Below are 13,823 nucleotides of genomic sequence, written 5' to 3' on the forward strand. Positions count from 1 at the left end.
CGGCGAAATCCGGTGAGGCGACGGCGAAATCGGCTCAGGCCACGCGGGCAGCGGCGAAATCGACGCGGGCCGCGCCGAGATCAGTACAGGCGACCCGAATCCGGCCGCACCCGGCCCGATTCCACGAGCACCCGGAACGCCGCCTCCTTGCGCGGACAGTCGTCGCGACTGCACCCGCGGTGGCGCTGCATCGCCCGGTGCGCCTCGCTGACCGTGAACACATGTTCCGGCGCCGTGTGCGCCCCCGCCGGGGGTTTGAAGCTCAGCCACACCGCGGAGGCGCACAACACCATCAACCCACCGAAAACCACCAACACCATCTGCATCCCGGGCATCTCAATCGTCGTCCAACCCGGCCGACAGGTAGGCCACCGCCGCCAGCCACTGCCCACAACCGGGCGAGTGCTCGATCCCGAGGATGCTGCGGGCGTCCGGCTCGGTGAGGTGCCCGGTGATCTCACCACATGCCCACCTGTTGCCGCCGGAACGGCAAGCTGCCCAAGGCATTTGCGTGGTAGTCGTCATAGGACATTCGCCTTCGCACGGAAGCGTATCGCAGCGTGATCATGATCAGCCCGATACCGAAACTATGATACTGTGAACATGATAGATCCTAGCGTGATTATCACGTTTGCGTAAGAGGTTGGGACGAAAGGGATTCCAGCAACCGCAAGGCACCGATACCCTGGTCGCATGAGTACGCGATTGCGGACGGCACGAAAGCTGTTGCTGGGACGCGAGATCGAGCACATGATCAACACGGCGGGCGTCAGCCAGACCGAGGCTGCCAAAATCATCGAGACCAGCCAGAGTCGTATCGCCATGCTTGTCAACGGTTCGAGCTCGATCACCATCGGCGACCTGGAGCGGCTGGCGGCCAAGCTCGGTTACACCGATCCGGGATACCTCGATGCCCTGCGGGAGTTACGGCGCGACAACCACAAGCGCGGCTTCTGGAACACCGGGTACCGCCGCGCCTATCACGAGGATCTGCGCCTGCTGGTCGATCTGGAGGCGCACGCCGGCCGGCTGCGCGTCGCCGAGGCCGAGATCATGCCCGGACTCGTCCAGTGCGAGTCCTACATCCGCGCGCTGCACGAACCCGACCGGTACCTGCCGGACGACGCCGCCGGGGTCACCGTCGACGATTCGGTGGAGGCGCGGCTGGCCCGGCAGGCGATCCTGCTCGGGACCAACCCGCCCGCCTTCCACGCGGTGCTGTCGGAGTCGTGCCTGCGCCGCGAATACGGTGGCCGCGGCGTCATGGTCGAGCAGCTGCACCACCTCGCCGACCTGTCCCGGCGGCCCAACATCCTGATCCAGGTGCTGCCGTTCACCGCCGCCACCCGCGGCGCCGGCATGGAGGACCGGTTCACCCTGGTGCGGGTGCCGTCCCCGGGCGCGGCCGGTGATCTGGACATCGCGGTGGTGGAGAGTCAGGGCGACATCCGATACATCGACGACAAGGCCGCGGTCTCCAGCCGGGAGACGGTCTGGGCGCGATTATCGGCCGCGGCGCTCGGCGCCGAGGACTCCCGGCAGTTCATGGACCATGTCGCGCGCTCGTTCCGGCGCAAGACGTTCAGCAACCCCTGAACCGGGGCATACACAACAGGGCTATATCCACAAACAAGGGCACAACTACAAAAGGAGCAACGGGCATGAGTGACGACGCGTTCGAGTCACAGTCCCGGGAGATCGACGCGAGCCGCCCCTCGGCGGCTCGGCTCTATCACTACTACCTGTCGGGCGAGGCCGTCTTCGAGATCGACAGGATCTTCGCCGAGCGCTTGTTCGAGATCGCGCCGTACGCCGACCTCTACGCGCACAACAACCGGAACTTCTTACGCCGTGCCGTGAAATACATGGTGGGGCAAGGAATCCGGCAGTTCCTCGATATCGGCTCCGGACTGCCGACGGTCGGCAACACGCACGAGGTCGCCCGCTCGCTGGCTCCCGATGCCCGGGTGGTCTACGTCGACAACGACCTGGAGGCGGTCAACCGCTCGCACGAATTGCTCAGCGAGCAGGGCGCTCTCGACACCACCGCGGTGTTCGACGCCGACCTGCGCCGGCCGGAGTCGGTCCTCGATCACCCGACCACCCTGGAGCTGCTCGATTTCGAGCAGCCGATCGGACTGCTGATCGTCAGCGTGTGGCCGTTCGTGCCGGAGGAGTACCAGCCCCGCAAGGTGATGGCCACCCTCCGCGACCGGTTGCCCTCGGGTAGCTACGTCGCCATGACCCATGCCACGACCGACGGCCTCGACGAGGAGACGGTGGAGCGCGGCGAGGAGGTCACCGACCTGTACTCGAAGACCTCCGACCCGCTCACCTATCGCAGCCGTGCCGAATTCGGCGCCCTGTTCGACGGTTTCGATTTCGTCGAACCGGGAATGGTGTATGCACCGGCATGGCGTCCGGAGGGCCCCGTCGACACCGACGATGCCTCCTATCTGTCCAATCTCGCAGCGGTCGGCTACAAGCCATAACCCTCGGGACGATTCGTCCGGCCGACTGTGCGCCGGATCTTTTACACCGTAGAAAGGGCAAATCATGACGCTTCTACCTGCCTTCACGGCGGGCGAGTTCCACAAGGCCGCGGCCAGCTCGCCCAATCAGAACTGCGTGCGGGTGGCCCGCAAGCAGGGCTGGACAGCGGTCTGGGACGACAAGCTCGCCGGCGCGGGAACCACGGCTGCCACCGTGTTGCCCGCCGAGGAGCTGTTGCTGCTGACCGATGCGGAGTTCGACGCCTACCAGTCGGGTGTGCGCTCCGGGAGCACCGAGCAGCAGGCGCTGACGGTGACCCCACGTGGTGACGGCGACTATGTGTTCCGCGCCGCCACCACGCAGCCCGTGGCCGAGGTCCAACTCGTTTTCGATGCCGACGAACTCGACGCGTTCCTCGACGGGGTGCGCAACGGCGAATTCGACCTCGCCTGACCACTTGACCGATCAGGTCGCGACCGGAAACGGTCGAGGCACCTGTGTGTTCCCGCCACCCTGCGGGCTCACGCATCGACCCGCGCTCGCTGCCACGAGCGCGGGTCGGTGTCCTCGCCATCGTCGGCCCGACGAATCCCCCTGCGCGCCAACCACTGTACCCACGCGCGCCCCGTGGTAGGCGGAATCTTGTGCAACTCACGGCATCCGGCGCGCATCTTCGCGTTTCCCACAGTCCCCGGGCCGGGCGATCCGTTCGACGACTCAGCCCCGCAGCCGGCAGGCCAGCACGTCCCGGGCCTCGCCGGGCCCGAAGTACTGCTCGTCGTGGGAGACGAATTCGAACCCGATCTGCTTGAACAGGTTATAGGCCGTGAGATTGTCCGGCGCCACCGTCAGGCACACCGCATCCGAGCCCGAGGCCTCGAACCGGCGCAGCGTCCGGTCCAGTAGTGCGCGGCCGTAGCCGCGGCTCTGGAACACACACGACACCCCGAAGCTCAACAGCCACACCTGCCGGCCCCGGACCTGGCCGATCGTGTAGCCGACCACCGCCCCGCCCAGATCGGCCACCATGAATCCCGCCGGATCCACCGCGAACATCTGCCGCAGGTGCTGATACTGATACGGCTGCTCGAAGACCTCGGCCTCGATGGCGGCGATGCCGTCGAGATCCGTCAGTGTGGCCTGCCGGTACGCCGGTTGCGGCACCGCAGCGATCCCCATGTCCGCCTCCCCTGACCCCGGAGCTCCGACCGGCCGACGTCCGTCCGGGCGATTCCCCCAGCCGGACTGTCGAGTGTAAGCGGTTGTCTCGCTTGCGGTATGCAATTCTGTGTGCAGGGCGCGCCCGGTCGCCGGACCGGCACGGAACCGGCGGCCGGATGTACCCGTGGACTTGTGAGTGGTCACAGTCGACTCCGAAAATGCTGTGCCCCTAGGTTACTGCGCGCGGCCGGGTCCGGGCGGTGGTCTGCGCGATCACCGGCCGGGGATTCAGCAGCCGACGTCCTCCGCCCACTGCTGCAACGCCGGGGCCAGCAACGGCCAGCGGACGAACAGGCCGCCGGTCCGCTGCCGTTCGGCCTGACGCTGCGACCATTCCCGGTCACCCCACGGCGGCTCGGCCAGGCGCGCGGCCGGCAGCAGGCCCGCGACCGCCTCGGAGGTGGCGCGGGTGTGATGGGCGTCGCTGGCGCCGCTGCGGAACACCAAGGCGGGCACCGTGATACCGCCGACCGCCGGATCCGGCAGGCCGGGGATGGTGCGCTCCGGCTGCGGGCAGTAGGCCATCATCCAGCGCTCCATGGTGGCGATGAACGCGGCCCGGTCCTGGTTCAGGATGCGCTCCCGGTTGGCGGGATTGCGCTCGATCGACTCGGCCCAGTCCGGCAGCGCGGCGACCGCGGCCATGCCGTCGACCCAGGCCGCCTTGATGTTCGGCGCGCAGTACACGTTGCCCAGCACCAGCTGCCCCATCACCCCGCCGCTGATCCACCACAGCGCCAGCGCGCGGGCGACCTCGGGGTGGCGGGCGGCGGTCAGCAGCGCGATGCGCGAGCCCGCCGAACCGCCGGCCAGCACCGCCGGGGCCATGTCCAGCTCGGTCAGCAGGGCGGCGAGGGTGTCGGCGTGCAGATTCGACTCGCTGTCCCCCTCGAAGCACACATCGGATTCGCCGCAGTTGGGGCGATCCCAGATCAGCACCCGGTTGTCGCCGGCCTTCGCCAGCTCCTCGGCCAGCTCCCGCAACCCGGGCGTCTCCTTGGGGAATCGGCCGCCGGGGGTGAGCACCCAGGGCCGATCACCGTCCCCGATGAGTTCGTATCCGATCCGCAGCCCGTTGACAGTCGCCGTCGCCATGGCCTCCAGTATTCGACACCGGCTATTTGTTAACAAGCCTTTACTTACATCGCAGGTATGGCACACATGGTCGTCACTCGGCGTCCGCCAGCAGTCCGCCGCGGAAATACTCGCTGCTGGACAGGGATTCGTGCAGCCGGACGAACTCCTCGCGGCTCAGCTTGGGACCGCTGCGCTCGATGACCGAGCGGGCGGCGCCGGCGCCGTCGGCGAGCAGATCGACGACGGCACAGGCCATCACCTTGGCCGGGACCACGGCGGCGGCGACCGGATCGGCGGTGACGTACTCGCTGCCGTGGAACGGCGTCGCGCACCCGGAGGCGGCCAGCGGATGCACCACCGGCATCACCGTGCCGAGATCGCCCATGTCGGTGGAGCCGCCGGTGGCCTCGGCCAGATGTCCCACCGCCGCGGCGCCGAGCAGGGCCGACGCGGTCCCGGCGGTCAGTTCCGCCAGCGGCGCGTCGTCCTGGAACGGCAGGAAGGAGACCGCGGTGGTGATCTCCACATCGGCGCCCATCGCCAGCGCCCCGCCGCGCAACGCGCGATCGACCCGCGCCGAGGCGTCGCGCATGGCGTCGATGGTGCGGGCCCGGATCAGCATCTCCAGTTCGGTCCGGGCCGGGATCGCCGAGACCGAATCGCCGGAATGCGTGATCAGGTGGTGCACCCGTACGGCATCGGTGTCGCGGAAGAATTCCCGGTGCGCGTCGATCGCGGCGATGGCGACCGTCGCGGCCTTGTACGAGCTGATCCCGGCCCACGGCATGCCGCCGGCGTGGGCCGAGCGGCCGTGGAACCGCACCCGCTTGACCAGCGAGCCGTTGCCCCGCATGCCGAACGCCAGCGGCGGCTCGGCGACCCCGGTGTGGGTGAGCATCGCCAGATCGACATCGTCGAAGTGGCCGGCCGCGATCAGCTCCGCCTTGCCCGCGGTGTAGTGGATCTCACCCTTGTCGCGCAACGACATTCGCCAGCCCACCTCGATGCACTCCTCGGCCGGGACGGCGAACAGCACCACATCGCCGTCCAGCTCGCCCATCACCGGGGCCAGGCCCAGGCCCGCGCCGATCATCGAGGCGATCTGCGCGTTGTGCCCGCAGGCGTGGGCGGCGCCGGTGACCGGGTCGGCATACGGGTGGCCCGGAATGAGCAGACTGTCCAGTTCGCCGAGTACCGCGGCGGTCGGCCCGGGGGCCCGGCCGCGCAGCCGGGCCTTCACGCCGGTGCGGGCCAGGCCGGTCTGCGGGGTGAGGCCCATGGCGGTGAACCGGTCGGCGACGAGGGCGGCGGTGCGGGTCTCCCGATAGCCGGTCTCCGGGTGCCGCAGGATGTCGTCGCAGAGTTCGACGATCCGGCCGGCCTCCCGATCGATCGCGGCGCACACCCGCGCCTTCAACTCCGCTACAGTGCTCATCCGGTCTCCTCGGCTCGGTCGGCGGTCCGTGGCCATGTTTCCACGACCACGCCGGTACCGGCCGACCGGCGCTGCCGGGGCGCGCCGGTTACGATCCCGGCGACCTCGGCATCCGCCGACCATGAGGAGAATCGCACATGACCACGGCCCCGCAGCCGAATCCAGCCCAGCATCCCGCCGTGATCAAGCTGCGCGACCGCCGCGCGGCCAGCATGCAGTTGCGGGTGGCGGACTGGATCACCAAATTCGCCGGCTCCATGCCGTTCGTGTACATCCACGCCGTCGGCTTCGCGATCTGGATGGTGTGGGTCGAGAAGAGTCCTTGGCCCACACTGACTCTCGTGGTGTCACTGGAGGCCATCTTCCTGTCCACCTTCGTCATGATCGGCCAGAACCGGCAGTCGGAGTTCCAGCAGATCAAGGCCGATCACGACTTCCAGGAACAGGAGCTGGAGCTCAAGACCAACACCGAGCTGACCCGGGCCATCCACCAGATGACCGCCGAACTGCACCGGCGGCTGCTCGACGATCAGCCGGATCGCTAGCTGCCGTCGGCCCAGTCGACGATGCGGCCGGCGGCCCGGAAGTGCAGCGCCGGTGAGGCGTACCGCGCCTCCGGCACCGCGTACAGGGCGTCGACGGCCATCCGCTGGAATTCGAAAGCGACTGCGTACCCGGCGATCTCGGCGTCGGAGGCAGGCAGCTGGGACAGGCCGAGCAGGGTCTTCATGGTCTCGGTGATGCTGTATCCCTCGGGTACGGGCGGAGCGCCTACGTGGTTGTGCTCCGCTGCCGCCTCCGGCGCTTGACCGCTCATGCCAGTGCTCCTTCGGAGACGATCGGTTCGGGGGTCTGCAAGTGCCAGTCGGTGGCCTGCTGGAAGACGTCGGCGACGCGCAGGATCTCGGCCTCGGCGAAGGCCCGTCCGGCCAGTTGCAGCGACAGCGGCAGGCCGTCGGCGGTGAAACCCATCGGCACGGCCAGCACCGGATTGCCGAGGGTGTCCCAGTACGGGGTGTGGATGAGGCTGAACAGCATGCCGATGTCCGGGGTGCCGTCGGGCCCGGTGATCGACTCGAAGGTCGGCGAACCGGTGGAGGCGGTCGGGCAGACGATCACGTCCACGGTGTCGAACAACCGGCCGATGGCGTCCTGGGCGACCCGGCGCACCCGTTGCGCCTGCACGTAATCGGCACCGGAGACCTGCGCGCCGATCGCCAGCATGGCCCGGGTGGCGACGAAGTAGTCGTCCCAGCGGGTGGACAGGTCGGTGCGGTGATAGGCCAGCGCCTCGCAGCCCATGGTGATCATGTCGACGGTGATCATCTCCTGGCGGTACGGCAGCGTCACCTCGGTGACGGTCGCACCCGCCGCGGTCAGCACCGCGACCGCAGTGTCGAACACCGAATCCAGCGCGGGATCGCTGGGCTCGGGGAAGTGCCCCTCGCGGACCACGCCGATGCGCACGCCCGCAAGGTCACCGACCCATTCCGGCACGGTGAAGGGGGCGTCGACACAGTCCGGATCGCTGGGATGCGGTCCGGCGATCACTGCCAGCACGGCGGCGCAGTCGCGGGCGCTGCGGGCCAGCGGGCCGATGTGGTCGAGGCTGTAACCCAGTGGGACGCAACCGGATTTGGGCACCCGGCCGAAGGTCGGCATCAAACCGCTGACGCCGCAGAACGCGGCCGGGATCCGGATGCTGCCCGCGGTGTCGGTGCCCAGCCCGGCCAGGAACATCCCGGACGCGACACCGATGCCGGCGCCGGAGCTGGAACCGCCCGGCCAGGTCGCGGGATTCCACGGATTGCGGGGCACCGGAAAGGGTTTGGTGACATCGGGCATGCCCACCGCGAATTCCATGGTGGTCGACTTGCCGGTGATCACCGCACCGGCCGCCTTCAGCCGGGTGACCACCGGGGCGTCCTTGCCCGCGCCCCAGGCCGGGTCGAGAATCAGGCTCTGGGCCGTCGTCGGGCCCTCGGCCATCGCCAGAATGTCCTTGACCCCGAACGGGATTCCGTGCAGCGGGCCGCGATCTGTGCCAGCCGCGAGTTCCGCGTCGGCGGTCGCGGCTCGTTCCAGCGCGTACTCGTCGAACCGGGCCAGGTAGGCGCCGAGTTCGCCGTCGAGCCGGTCGGCGGTGGCGATGGCGGCGCGGGTGAGTTCCACCGAGGTCACGGTGCCGGCGCGCAGCGCCGCGGCCGCATCGGTGACAGTCAGTGGGACGGGGGGTGTTTCGGACATGACCGTACCTTTCTGCGCGTCGAGTGCCGCGCGGGAAGAATGCCGGAGGACGGCGGATTACGCCGGCGACCGGCTGGTGCCGCGGGAGACGAATCGGAAGCGTTCGCCGCGGGTGTGGATGAACGCGAGGTCGAAGGGCCTGCCGTCGAGGTCGAAGATGAGCTGTTCCATGGCCATCAGCGGGGTGCCGGCCCGGATGCCCAGCACCGCCGCCAGCGCCGCGCCGGCGGGCTCGCAGTCGAAGACGAACTCCGACTCCGACAGCGCCACACCGGAATCGGCGAGCAGCCGGTACCAGTCGGAGACGAACGGAGTGTCCCGCAGTTTCGCGGCCTCCGGGAAGAGCACGTAGTTGGTCGCGATCGCGATCGGCTCGTCCTCGTGCAGCGCAACGTATTCCAGGCGCAGGCAGGGCGTGCCGGGGGCGGTCTCGAGCCGCGCGGCGACCAGGTCCGGGGCGGCGATCACCGACCGGTCCAGCTCCCGCGGACGCATCCGCTGATTGAACATGCTGTCGCGAGCGGGCGCGATCACGCCGTGCGCCTCGGGCAGCGAGGTCCGCACCGGCGCCACCACCGCATGGGTGCCGACGCCCTGGGTGCGTTCGATCAGGCCCTCGTCCCGCAGCGCCGCGAGCGCAGCGCGCACGGTGGCGCGGGAGGCCGTGTGGGCGGCCATCAACTGGGCCTCACTGGGCAGCAGACCGCGCGGGTAGCTGCCACCGCGCACGGCGGCGCGCAGAATATCGCGCAGCCGTCGCACGTCGTGGCCCGCTTGCTCGGCCGTCCTCATGGTTCCGGACGGTAGGCAGTTCCGGTTTCCGGCCGATCTCTCGGCGGTGACCCCGGTGTTACGGGCATGCGCGATCGGCGCTCCCCTCATGATCGATCCCTTCACCTCGGGCCGTTCGGCGCTGTGACCCGACAGTCGCAGCGGTCTGTTTCGCCCGGATGTCGGATTCTGTTTCGCCCGGTTACGCCACCGGGCCGCCGCCACGCGAGCCCCGGACCTGCGGTCTCACCCCGACCGGGCCTGGTTACGCCGGAATCGCGAGCGCTGCGCCGTCCGGGTCGTCGGAGCCGTCCGGGCGGGCGGAGCCGTCCGGGCCATGGGGCCGTCGAAGTCGTCCGGGCCGTGGGGGCCATCGGAGTCGTCCGGGCCGTGGGGGCCGTGGGGGCCGTCCGGGCGTCCTACGCCGTCCGATTCATACAAGACCGCGCGGACCGGCCGTGCCTACCGTGGACGGCATGACAGTACAACTCGATGTGATCGGCCTGGTCGTCGCCGACCCGGCCGCCTCGCTGGACTTCTACACCCGGCTCGGGGTGCGGTTCGGAAACGACTTCGGCGGGCACTGGGAGGCCGAACTGCCCGGCGGGTTCCGGCTGACGCTCGACACCGAGGAGACCATCCGCTCCTTCCACCCCGCCTGGCGCGGCGGCAGCGGCCGGATGAACCTGGCCTTCCGCTGCCCCGATCCGGCCGCCGTCGACACCTGGTACGACGAACTGACCGCGGCGGGCCACCACGGTGAGCTGAAACCGTTCGACGCGTTCTGGGGCCAGCGGTACGCGGTCCTGCACGATCCCGACGGCAACGGAGTGGACCTCTACGCCCCGCTGTCCTGAGCGGTCAACTCTCGCAGCGTGCGCCCGGTCAGCTCCCGCACCTCCCGCGCGAGATGCGGCTGATCGGCGTATCCGGCCCGGATCGCGCACTCCGCGAACGGTATTCCGCTCCGGGCCAGCGCCAGCACCCGCTGCAAGCGCAGCACCCGGGCCAGCGTCTTCGGCCCGTACCCGAACGCCGCCAGCGATATTCGATGCAACCGCCGCACCCCGAGCCCGGCGGCATCGGCGGTCGCGGCCACCGACGCACCCGCCCGCAGGGCACGCACGATCCCGGCCGGCGCCGGATCGACGGGCCCGGCCGCCGCCACCAGCGAGCGCCCCACCACGGCCAGCCCTCGCAGCGGATCATCCTGCGCGACAACGACTCCGGTGGCCCGCCGGACCCGATCCGCAGACCACAGCTCGGTCAGCGCGACCCGGTCGTCCAGGAGTTCCCCCGGTGCCACCCCCAGCAGCGCGGGCGCGCTACCCGGCGCGAATCGAATCCCCCACACCACCGCTCCCGCCGGCGACGACACCCGATATCCACGAGTATCGGGCCCGGCCACCACCAGCCGCTCCCCCAGCCACAGCAGATCCATACACCCGTCGGGCAGCACCAGGGCCTCCCCCGCCACCCGCCGCCGCCACACCAGCGCCCCCGGCACCCCGCGCACGGGATGCTCGCGGTAGGGAAACGGTTCGGGCCCCACACAGCGACGCTACCGCACTCCCCCAGCCACCGGACGGCATCTCCGCCGCCGGGGACACCCGTACCACCGCACCGGCGATTCCCCTCCCGGCGCTCGGCCCGGACGCACGGTCACCACCGCCCCATCCCGGGCCGCCTCGCCGCTCCGGCCCCCGCTTCCGAACCGCCGCCGAACCCTGTTGACGCACTGTGAGTTTCGTGTGCGATCGCAGAGAAGACCTGCCGCGCCAGACGGAACCATATCAAACGCAATGTGATGCACATCACAACTATTTCCGATTCGGTTGACAGACCTTCCGGCACCTGGATCTACTCCGATGCACCACTTTTCACGACGGTGTTCGTTTCGAAGTTTTCTCCAGCTGAAGATTCGGAAGACAAGGAAGACAATGGCTCGTAAATCCCTGGCCACCACGGCGACCCGCATCCTGGCCGTCGGCGCGCTGCCGCTGGCGGCGGCGGCCCTCGTCGCCGGCACCGCGTCGGCCGCCGCCCCGGCGACCGCGCAGCCCGTATCCGGCGGCGTGCCGCTCGAGGTCGCGACCAACCCCGATGCCCAGTACCCGGACCCGGTGCTCAACGGCGCCGTGGCCGGTGCGGCGATCGGCTCCGCCACGGGATCCTTCAGCGACCCGGTCCCGACCCTGCTCGGCGCCGTCATCGGCGGCCTCATCGGCACCGTCGACCCGATCGTCGTCCCCCAGGTCCTGCCCTGATCGACCACCCGGTGGACTGAACCGGGGTGTCATCGACGCGAGATACCGATGACACCCCGGGCTCCGGGATCGGCCGGAATAGATCGCTCCCGCCTCATGTTGGTGGACATGGAAACCAAATCTCCGGGTCGTGCAGTGGCCCGGACCACCGACAGCGAGGAAGGCACATGACCACCAGTGGTCCGACCCCCACCATCGACGTCCGCCGGGCCGAGGATCGGATGAAGTCCGATTTCGGCTGGCTGGACTCGAAGCATTCCTTCTCCTTCGGTCATCATCACGATCCGGCGAACACCCATCACGGGCTGTTGCTGGTCAACAACGACGACATCGTCGATGCCGGGACCGGGTTCGAGACACATCCGCACCGCGATATGGAGATCGTCACCTGGGTGCTGGAAGGCTCTCTGGTGCACCAGGATTCGACCGGGCACAACGGGGTGATCCATCCGGGGCTGGCGCAGCGGATGAGTGCCGGGCGCGGCATCATGCACTCGGAGAAGAACGACTCGTGGCGGCTCGGCGGCGACGTCCACCGGGACCCGGTGCACTTCGTGCAGATGTGGGTGGTGCCCGACGAGGCCGGGATCACCCCGGGGTACGAGCAGCTGGAGATCGACGGCGAACTGCTGTCCGGCGGGCTGGTCACGGTCGCCTCGGGGATGCCCGAGTACGCCGACCACGCCGCGATCCGCATCCGCAACTCGTACGCCGCCCTGCACGCGGCGCGGCTGGCGCCGGGGCAGACGGTCACCCTGCCCGAGGCCCCGTTCCTGCACCTGTTCGTGCCCCGCGGCGCGGTGACGCTGGAGGGCAGCGGCCCGCTGGCCACCGGCGACGCGGTGCGGTTCACGGCGACCGGCGGGCAACGGGTCACCGCGACCGAACCCGCCGAGATCCTGGTGTGGGAGATGCACGCGGCCGTGCAGTTCTGACCTGGCCGTTCACCGGAACCGGCCATGATGGACGGACGGTTCACGTGACTCGCACTCGAGAAAAGGCAGAGATGACCGACTCACCCACCGACCGGCAGCGGCTGCGCGCGGCCCACCTGCGGCCCGCCGCCGAGCGGGCCGCCTCCACCGCGCGCGGCCTGCACCACACCGCGCTGATCAGCGGCGACGTGGAGCGCACCATCCGGTTCTATCAGGACCTGCTGGGTTTCCCGCTGACCGAACTGATCGAGAACCGCGACTACCCCGGCTCGTCGCACTTCTTCTTCGATATCGGCAACGGCAACCTGCTGGCGTTCTTCGACTTCCCCGGCCTCGACGTCGGCCCCTACGCCGAGGTGCTCGGCGGCCTGCACCACGTGGCGATCTCGATGCCGCCCGAGCAGTGGGAGGCGGCGGTGCGCCGGCTCGACACGGCCGGCGTCGGCTACGAGAAGCACAGCGGGGTCTCGGTCTACTTCCGCGACCCCGACGGCGCCCGGATCGAACTCATCGCCGATCCGCTCGGCGAGATGTACGGGCAGCAGGTGCTGTGATGGGTGAACCGGCACGGATCTACGTCGACAAACAGCACCCTGCCGCCTATCACGCACAACTCGAGGTGGCCAAGGCGGTACAGCAGGCCACCGAAGCCGCCGGACTCTTCCGCCGCCTGGTGGAACTGCTGAACATCCGCGTCTCCCAGCTGAATCGGTGCGCCTTCTGCCTGGACCTGCACACCCGCGAGGCCCTGGCGCACGGCGAGACCGCACAGCGCGTCGCCACCCTCCCGGCCTGGCGCGACACCCTGCTGTTCGACGACCGCGAGCGCGCCGCGCTCACCCTCGCCGAATCGCTCACCACCCTGCCGTCCGACCGCGACCAGGACCGCGACTATGCCGACGCCGCAACCCATCTCACCCCCGAGCAGCTGTCGGCCGTCAGCTGGGTGGTGATCGCCATGAACGCCTTCAACCGCATCTCGATCGTCAGCCGCCACCCGGTCCGCCCCCGGCACGACGCCGAGACCGTCACCACGACAAGGAGTATCGGATGAGCATCGACATCCGCGACAACCCCGCCGCCCACCGCTACGAGATCACCGAGGACGGCACCCGCGCCGGCTTAGTCGAATACGAAATCACCGGCGACACCATCACTTTCGTCCACACCGAGGTCGACCCGGCCTTCGGCGGCCGCGGCCTGGCCGGGCAACTCGTGGCCGCCGCCCTCGCCGACGCCCGCCACCGCGACCTGTCGGTCCTGCCCGAATGCCCCTACGTGCGCAAGGTGATCGCCGACCATCCGGACGCGTACCTGGATCTGGTACCGGCCGACGCGCGAGCGCGCTACGGGCTGCCGGCCGAGTAGATCGGCCGC

General features: G+C 69.4%; 19 protein-coding genes. 10 read left to right on the forward strand and 9 right to left on the reverse strand.

Going from position 1 to position 13,823, the window contains the following annotated elements:
* Nucleotides 1-80: 80 nt before the first annotated feature.
* Nucleotides 81-326: a hypothetical protein gene (locus LBW94_RS21410; protein WP_225052713.1), complete on the reverse strand. Its 246-nt coding sequence runs from the start codon at nucleotides 324-326 to the stop codon at nucleotides 81-83.
* Nucleotides 327-336: 10 nt separating this feature from the next.
* Complete coding sequence (locus tag LBW94_RS21415) at nucleotides 337-525, reverse strand: hypothetical protein (RefSeq protein ID WP_225052715.1); 189 nt, start codon at nucleotides 523-525, stop codon at nucleotides 337-339.
* A gap of 168 nt (nucleotides 526-693) precedes the next feature.
* On the opposite strand from LBW94_RS21415, the gene LBW94_RS21420 reads away from it, so the two are divergent.
* The 3 genes from LBW94_RS21420 to LBW94_RS21430 all read left to right on the forward strand — a co-directional run bounded on the left by LBW94_RS21420 (nucleotide 694) and on the right by LBW94_RS21430 (nucleotide 2,946).
* The gene (locus LBW94_RS21420; RefSeq protein WP_225052717.1) at nucleotides 694-1,596 is read left to right on the forward strand and encodes a helix-turn-helix domain-containing protein; all 903 of its coding nucleotides are present in this window, start codon (nucleotides 694-696) and stop codon (nucleotides 1,594-1,596) included.
* Between the two features lie 65 nt (nucleotides 1,597-1,661).
* Nucleotides 1,662-2,492 carry an SAM-dependent methyltransferase gene (locus tag LBW94_RS21425; protein WP_225052718.1) on the forward strand — a complete coding sequence of 277 codons (831 nt, stop codon included), beginning with the start codon at nucleotides 1,662-1,664 and terminating at the stop codon, nucleotides 2,490-2,492.
* A 64-nt stretch (nucleotides 2,493-2,556) separates the two neighbouring features.
* Nucleotides 2,557-2,946 carry a hypothetical protein gene (locus tag LBW94_RS21430; RefSeq protein ID WP_225052720.1) on the forward strand — a complete coding sequence of 130 codons (390 nt, stop codon included), beginning with the start codon at nucleotides 2,557-2,559 and terminating at the stop codon, nucleotides 2,944-2,946.
* A gap of 264 nt (nucleotides 2,947-3,210) precedes the next feature.
* Here the strand turns inward: LBW94_RS21430 and LBW94_RS21435 are convergent, their stop codons facing one another.
* The 3 genes from LBW94_RS21435 to LBW94_RS21445 all read right to left on the reverse strand — a co-directional run bounded on the left by LBW94_RS21435 (nucleotide 3,211) and on the right by LBW94_RS21445 (nucleotide 6,226).
* Entirely contained in the window at nucleotides 3,211-3,672 is a 462-nt protein-coding gene (locus tag LBW94_RS21435; RefSeq protein ID WP_225052721.1) for a GNAT family N-acetyltransferase, read from the reverse strand.
* A gap of 270 nt (nucleotides 3,673-3,942) precedes the next feature.
* Nucleotides 3,943-4,809 (reverse strand): alpha/beta fold hydrolase, encoded by an 867-nt coding sequence (locus LBW94_RS21440; RefSeq protein WP_225052723.1) that lies wholly within the window; start codon nucleotides 4,807-4,809, stop codon nucleotides 3,943-3,945.
* A gap of 73 nt (nucleotides 4,810-4,882) precedes the next feature.
* Nucleotides 4,883-6,226 (reverse strand): amidohydrolase, encoded by a 1,344-nt coding sequence (locus LBW94_RS21445; protein WP_225052724.1) that lies wholly within the window; start codon nucleotides 6,224-6,226, stop codon nucleotides 4,883-4,885.
* Nucleotides 6,227-6,363: 137 nt separating this feature from the next.
* Between LBW94_RS21445 and LBW94_RS21450 the strand changes: the two genes are divergently transcribed.
* Nucleotides 6,364-6,771 carry a DUF1003 domain-containing protein gene (locus LBW94_RS21450; protein ID WP_225052726.1) on the forward strand — a complete coding sequence of 136 codons (408 nt, stop codon included), beginning with the start codon at nucleotides 6,364-6,366 and terminating at the stop codon, nucleotides 6,769-6,771.
* On the opposite strand, the gene LBW94_RS21455 is transcribed toward LBW94_RS21450, so the two are convergent.
* Genes LBW94_RS21455 through LBW94_RS21465 form a run of 3 tightly spaced genes read right to left on the reverse strand, consistent with a single transcriptional unit; the run spans nucleotide 6,768 to nucleotide 9,265 of the window.
* Nucleotides 6,768-7,043 (reverse strand): hypothetical protein, encoded by a 276-nt coding sequence (locus LBW94_RS21455; RefSeq protein ID WP_225052728.1) that lies wholly within the window; start codon nucleotides 7,041-7,043, stop codon nucleotides 6,768-6,770. The two genes, LBW94_RS21450 and LBW94_RS21455, sit on opposite strands and share 4 nt — an antisense overlap.
* Nucleotides 7,040-8,473, reverse strand: a complete 1,434-nt coding sequence (locus LBW94_RS21460) for an amidase (protein ID WP_225052730.1) — start codon at nucleotides 8,471-8,473, stop codon at nucleotides 7,040-7,042. The genes LBW94_RS21455 and LBW94_RS21460 overlap by 4 nt, the downstream gene beginning before the upstream one ends.
* 57 nt (nucleotides 8,474-8,530) lie before the next feature.
* Entirely contained in the window at nucleotides 8,531-9,265 is a 735-nt protein-coding gene (locus tag LBW94_RS21465) for a GntR family transcriptional regulator (RefSeq protein ID WP_225052731.1), read from the reverse strand.
* Nucleotides 9,266-9,720: 455 nt separating this feature from the next.
* Between LBW94_RS21465 and LBW94_RS21470 the strand changes: the two genes are divergently transcribed.
* A complete protein-coding gene (locus LBW94_RS21470; protein ID WP_225052733.1) occupies nucleotides 9,721-10,101 on the forward strand; it encodes a VOC family protein in 381 nt (126 codons plus the stop codon).
* On the opposite strand, the gene LBW94_RS21475 is transcribed toward LBW94_RS21470, so the two are convergent.
* Nucleotides 10,083-10,796 (reverse strand): helix-turn-helix domain-containing protein, encoded by a 714-nt coding sequence (locus LBW94_RS21475; protein WP_225052735.1) that lies wholly within the window; start codon nucleotides 10,794-10,796, stop codon nucleotides 10,083-10,085. The two genes, LBW94_RS21470 and LBW94_RS21475, sit on opposite strands and share 19 nt — an antisense overlap.
* A gap of 388 nt (nucleotides 10,797-11,184) precedes the next feature.
* On the opposite strand from LBW94_RS21475, the gene LBW94_RS21480 reads away from it, so the two are divergent.
* From LBW94_RS21480 to LBW94_RS21500, 5 genes are all read left to right on the forward strand, one after another.
* Nucleotides 11,185-11,511 carry a glycine zipper domain-containing protein gene (locus LBW94_RS21480; protein ID WP_225052737.1) on the forward strand — a complete coding sequence of 109 codons (327 nt, stop codon included), beginning with the start codon at nucleotides 11,185-11,187 and terminating at the stop codon, nucleotides 11,509-11,511.
* Between the two features lie 167 nt (nucleotides 11,512-11,678).
* A complete protein-coding gene (locus LBW94_RS21485; RefSeq protein ID WP_225052738.1) occupies nucleotides 11,679-12,446 on the forward strand; it encodes a pirin family protein in 768 nt (255 codons plus the stop codon).
* Nucleotides 12,447-12,517: 71 nt separating this feature from the next.
* Entirely contained in the window at nucleotides 12,518-13,000 is a 483-nt protein-coding gene (locus tag LBW94_RS21490; RefSeq protein WP_225052740.1) for a VOC family protein, read from the forward strand.
* The gene (locus tag LBW94_RS21495; protein ID WP_225052741.1) at nucleotides 13,000-13,500 is read left to right on the forward strand and encodes a carboxymuconolactone decarboxylase family protein; all 501 of its coding nucleotides are present in this window, start codon (nucleotides 13,000-13,002) and stop codon (nucleotides 13,498-13,500) included. The genes LBW94_RS21490 and LBW94_RS21495 overlap by 1 nt, the downstream gene beginning before the upstream one ends.
* On the forward strand, nucleotides 13,497-13,814 hold the full coding sequence (locus tag LBW94_RS21500; protein ID WP_225052743.1) for a GNAT family N-acetyltransferase: 318 nt from the start codon (nucleotides 13,497-13,499) through the stop codon (nucleotides 13,812-13,814). The genes LBW94_RS21495 and LBW94_RS21500 overlap by 4 nt, the downstream gene beginning before the upstream one ends.
* Nucleotides 13,815-13,823: the final 9 nt, after the last annotated feature.

This window comes from Nocardia sp. alder85J (assembly GCF_020176955.2).
Taxonomy (GTDB): domain Bacteria; phylum Actinomycetota; class Actinomycetes; order Mycobacteriales; family Mycobacteriaceae; genus Nocardia.

Bases quoted from the DNA above. Each gene is read 5' to 3' on its own strand.
- LBW94_RS21490 (WP_225052740.1), top strand. From the start codon at position 12,518: ATGACCGACTCACCCACCGACCGGCAGCGGCTGCGCGCGGCCCACCTG.
- LBW94_RS21425 (WP_225052718.1), top strand. From the start codon at position 1,662: ATGAGTGACGACGCGTTCGAGTCACAGTCCCGGGAGATCGACGCGAGC.
- LBW94_RS21445 (WP_225052724.1), bottom strand. From the start codon at position 6,226: ATGAGCACTGTAGCGGAGTTGAAGGCGCGGGTGTGCGCCGCGATCGAT.
- LBW94_RS21420 (WP_225052717.1), top strand. From the start codon at position 694: ATGAGTACGCGATTGCGGACGGCACGAAAGCTGTTGCTGGGACGCGAG.
- LBW94_RS21430 (WP_225052720.1), top strand. From the start codon at position 2,557: ATGACGCTTCTACCTGCCTTCACGGCGGGCGAGTTCCACAAGGCCGCG.
- LBW94_RS21415 (WP_225052715.1), bottom strand. From the start codon at position 525: ATGACGACTACCACGCAAATGCCTTGGGCAGCTTGCCGTTCCGGCGGC.
- LBW94_RS21460 (WP_225052730.1), bottom strand. From the start codon at position 8,473: ATGTCCGAAACACCCCCCGTCCCACTGACTGTCACCGATGCGGCCGCG.
- LBW94_RS21485 (WP_225052738.1), top strand. From the start codon at position 11,679: ATGACCACCAGTGGTCCGACCCCCACCATCGACGTCCGCCGGGCCGAG.
- LBW94_RS21455 (WP_225052728.1), bottom strand. From the start codon at position 7,043: ATGAGCGGTCAAGCGCCGGAGGCGGCAGCGGAGCACAACCACGTAGGC.
- LBW94_RS21465 (WP_225052731.1), bottom strand. From the start codon at position 9,265: ATGAGGACGGCCGAGCAAGCGGGCCACGACGTGCGACGGCTGCGCGAT.
- LBW94_RS21500 (WP_225052743.1), top strand. From the start codon at position 13,497: ATGAGCATCGACATCCGCGACAACCCCGCCGCCCACCGCTACGAGATC.
- LBW94_RS21410 (WP_225052713.1), bottom strand. From the start codon at position 326: ATGCAGATGGTGTTGGTGGTTTTCGGTGGGTTGATGGTGTTGTGCGCC.
- LBW94_RS21470 (WP_225052733.1), top strand. From the start codon at position 9,721: ATGACAGTACAACTCGATGTGATCGGCCTGGTCGTCGCCGACCCGGCC.
- LBW94_RS21435 (WP_225052721.1), bottom strand. From the start codon at position 3,672: ATGGGGATCGCTGCGGTGCCGCAACCGGCGTACCGGCAGGCCACACTG.
- LBW94_RS21450 (WP_225052726.1), top strand. From the start codon at position 6,364: ATGACCACGGCCCCGCAGCCGAATCCAGCCCAGCATCCCGCCGTGATC.
- LBW94_RS21440 (WP_225052723.1), bottom strand. From the start codon at position 4,809: ATGGCGACGGCGACTGTCAACGGGCTGCGGATCGGATACGAACTCATC.
- LBW94_RS21480 (WP_225052737.1), top strand. From the start codon at position 11,185: ATGGCTCGTAAATCCCTGGCCACCACGGCGACCCGCATCCTGGCCGTC.
- LBW94_RS21495 (WP_225052741.1), top strand. From the start codon at position 13,000: ATGGGTGAACCGGCACGGATCTACGTCGACAAACAGCACCCTGCCGCC.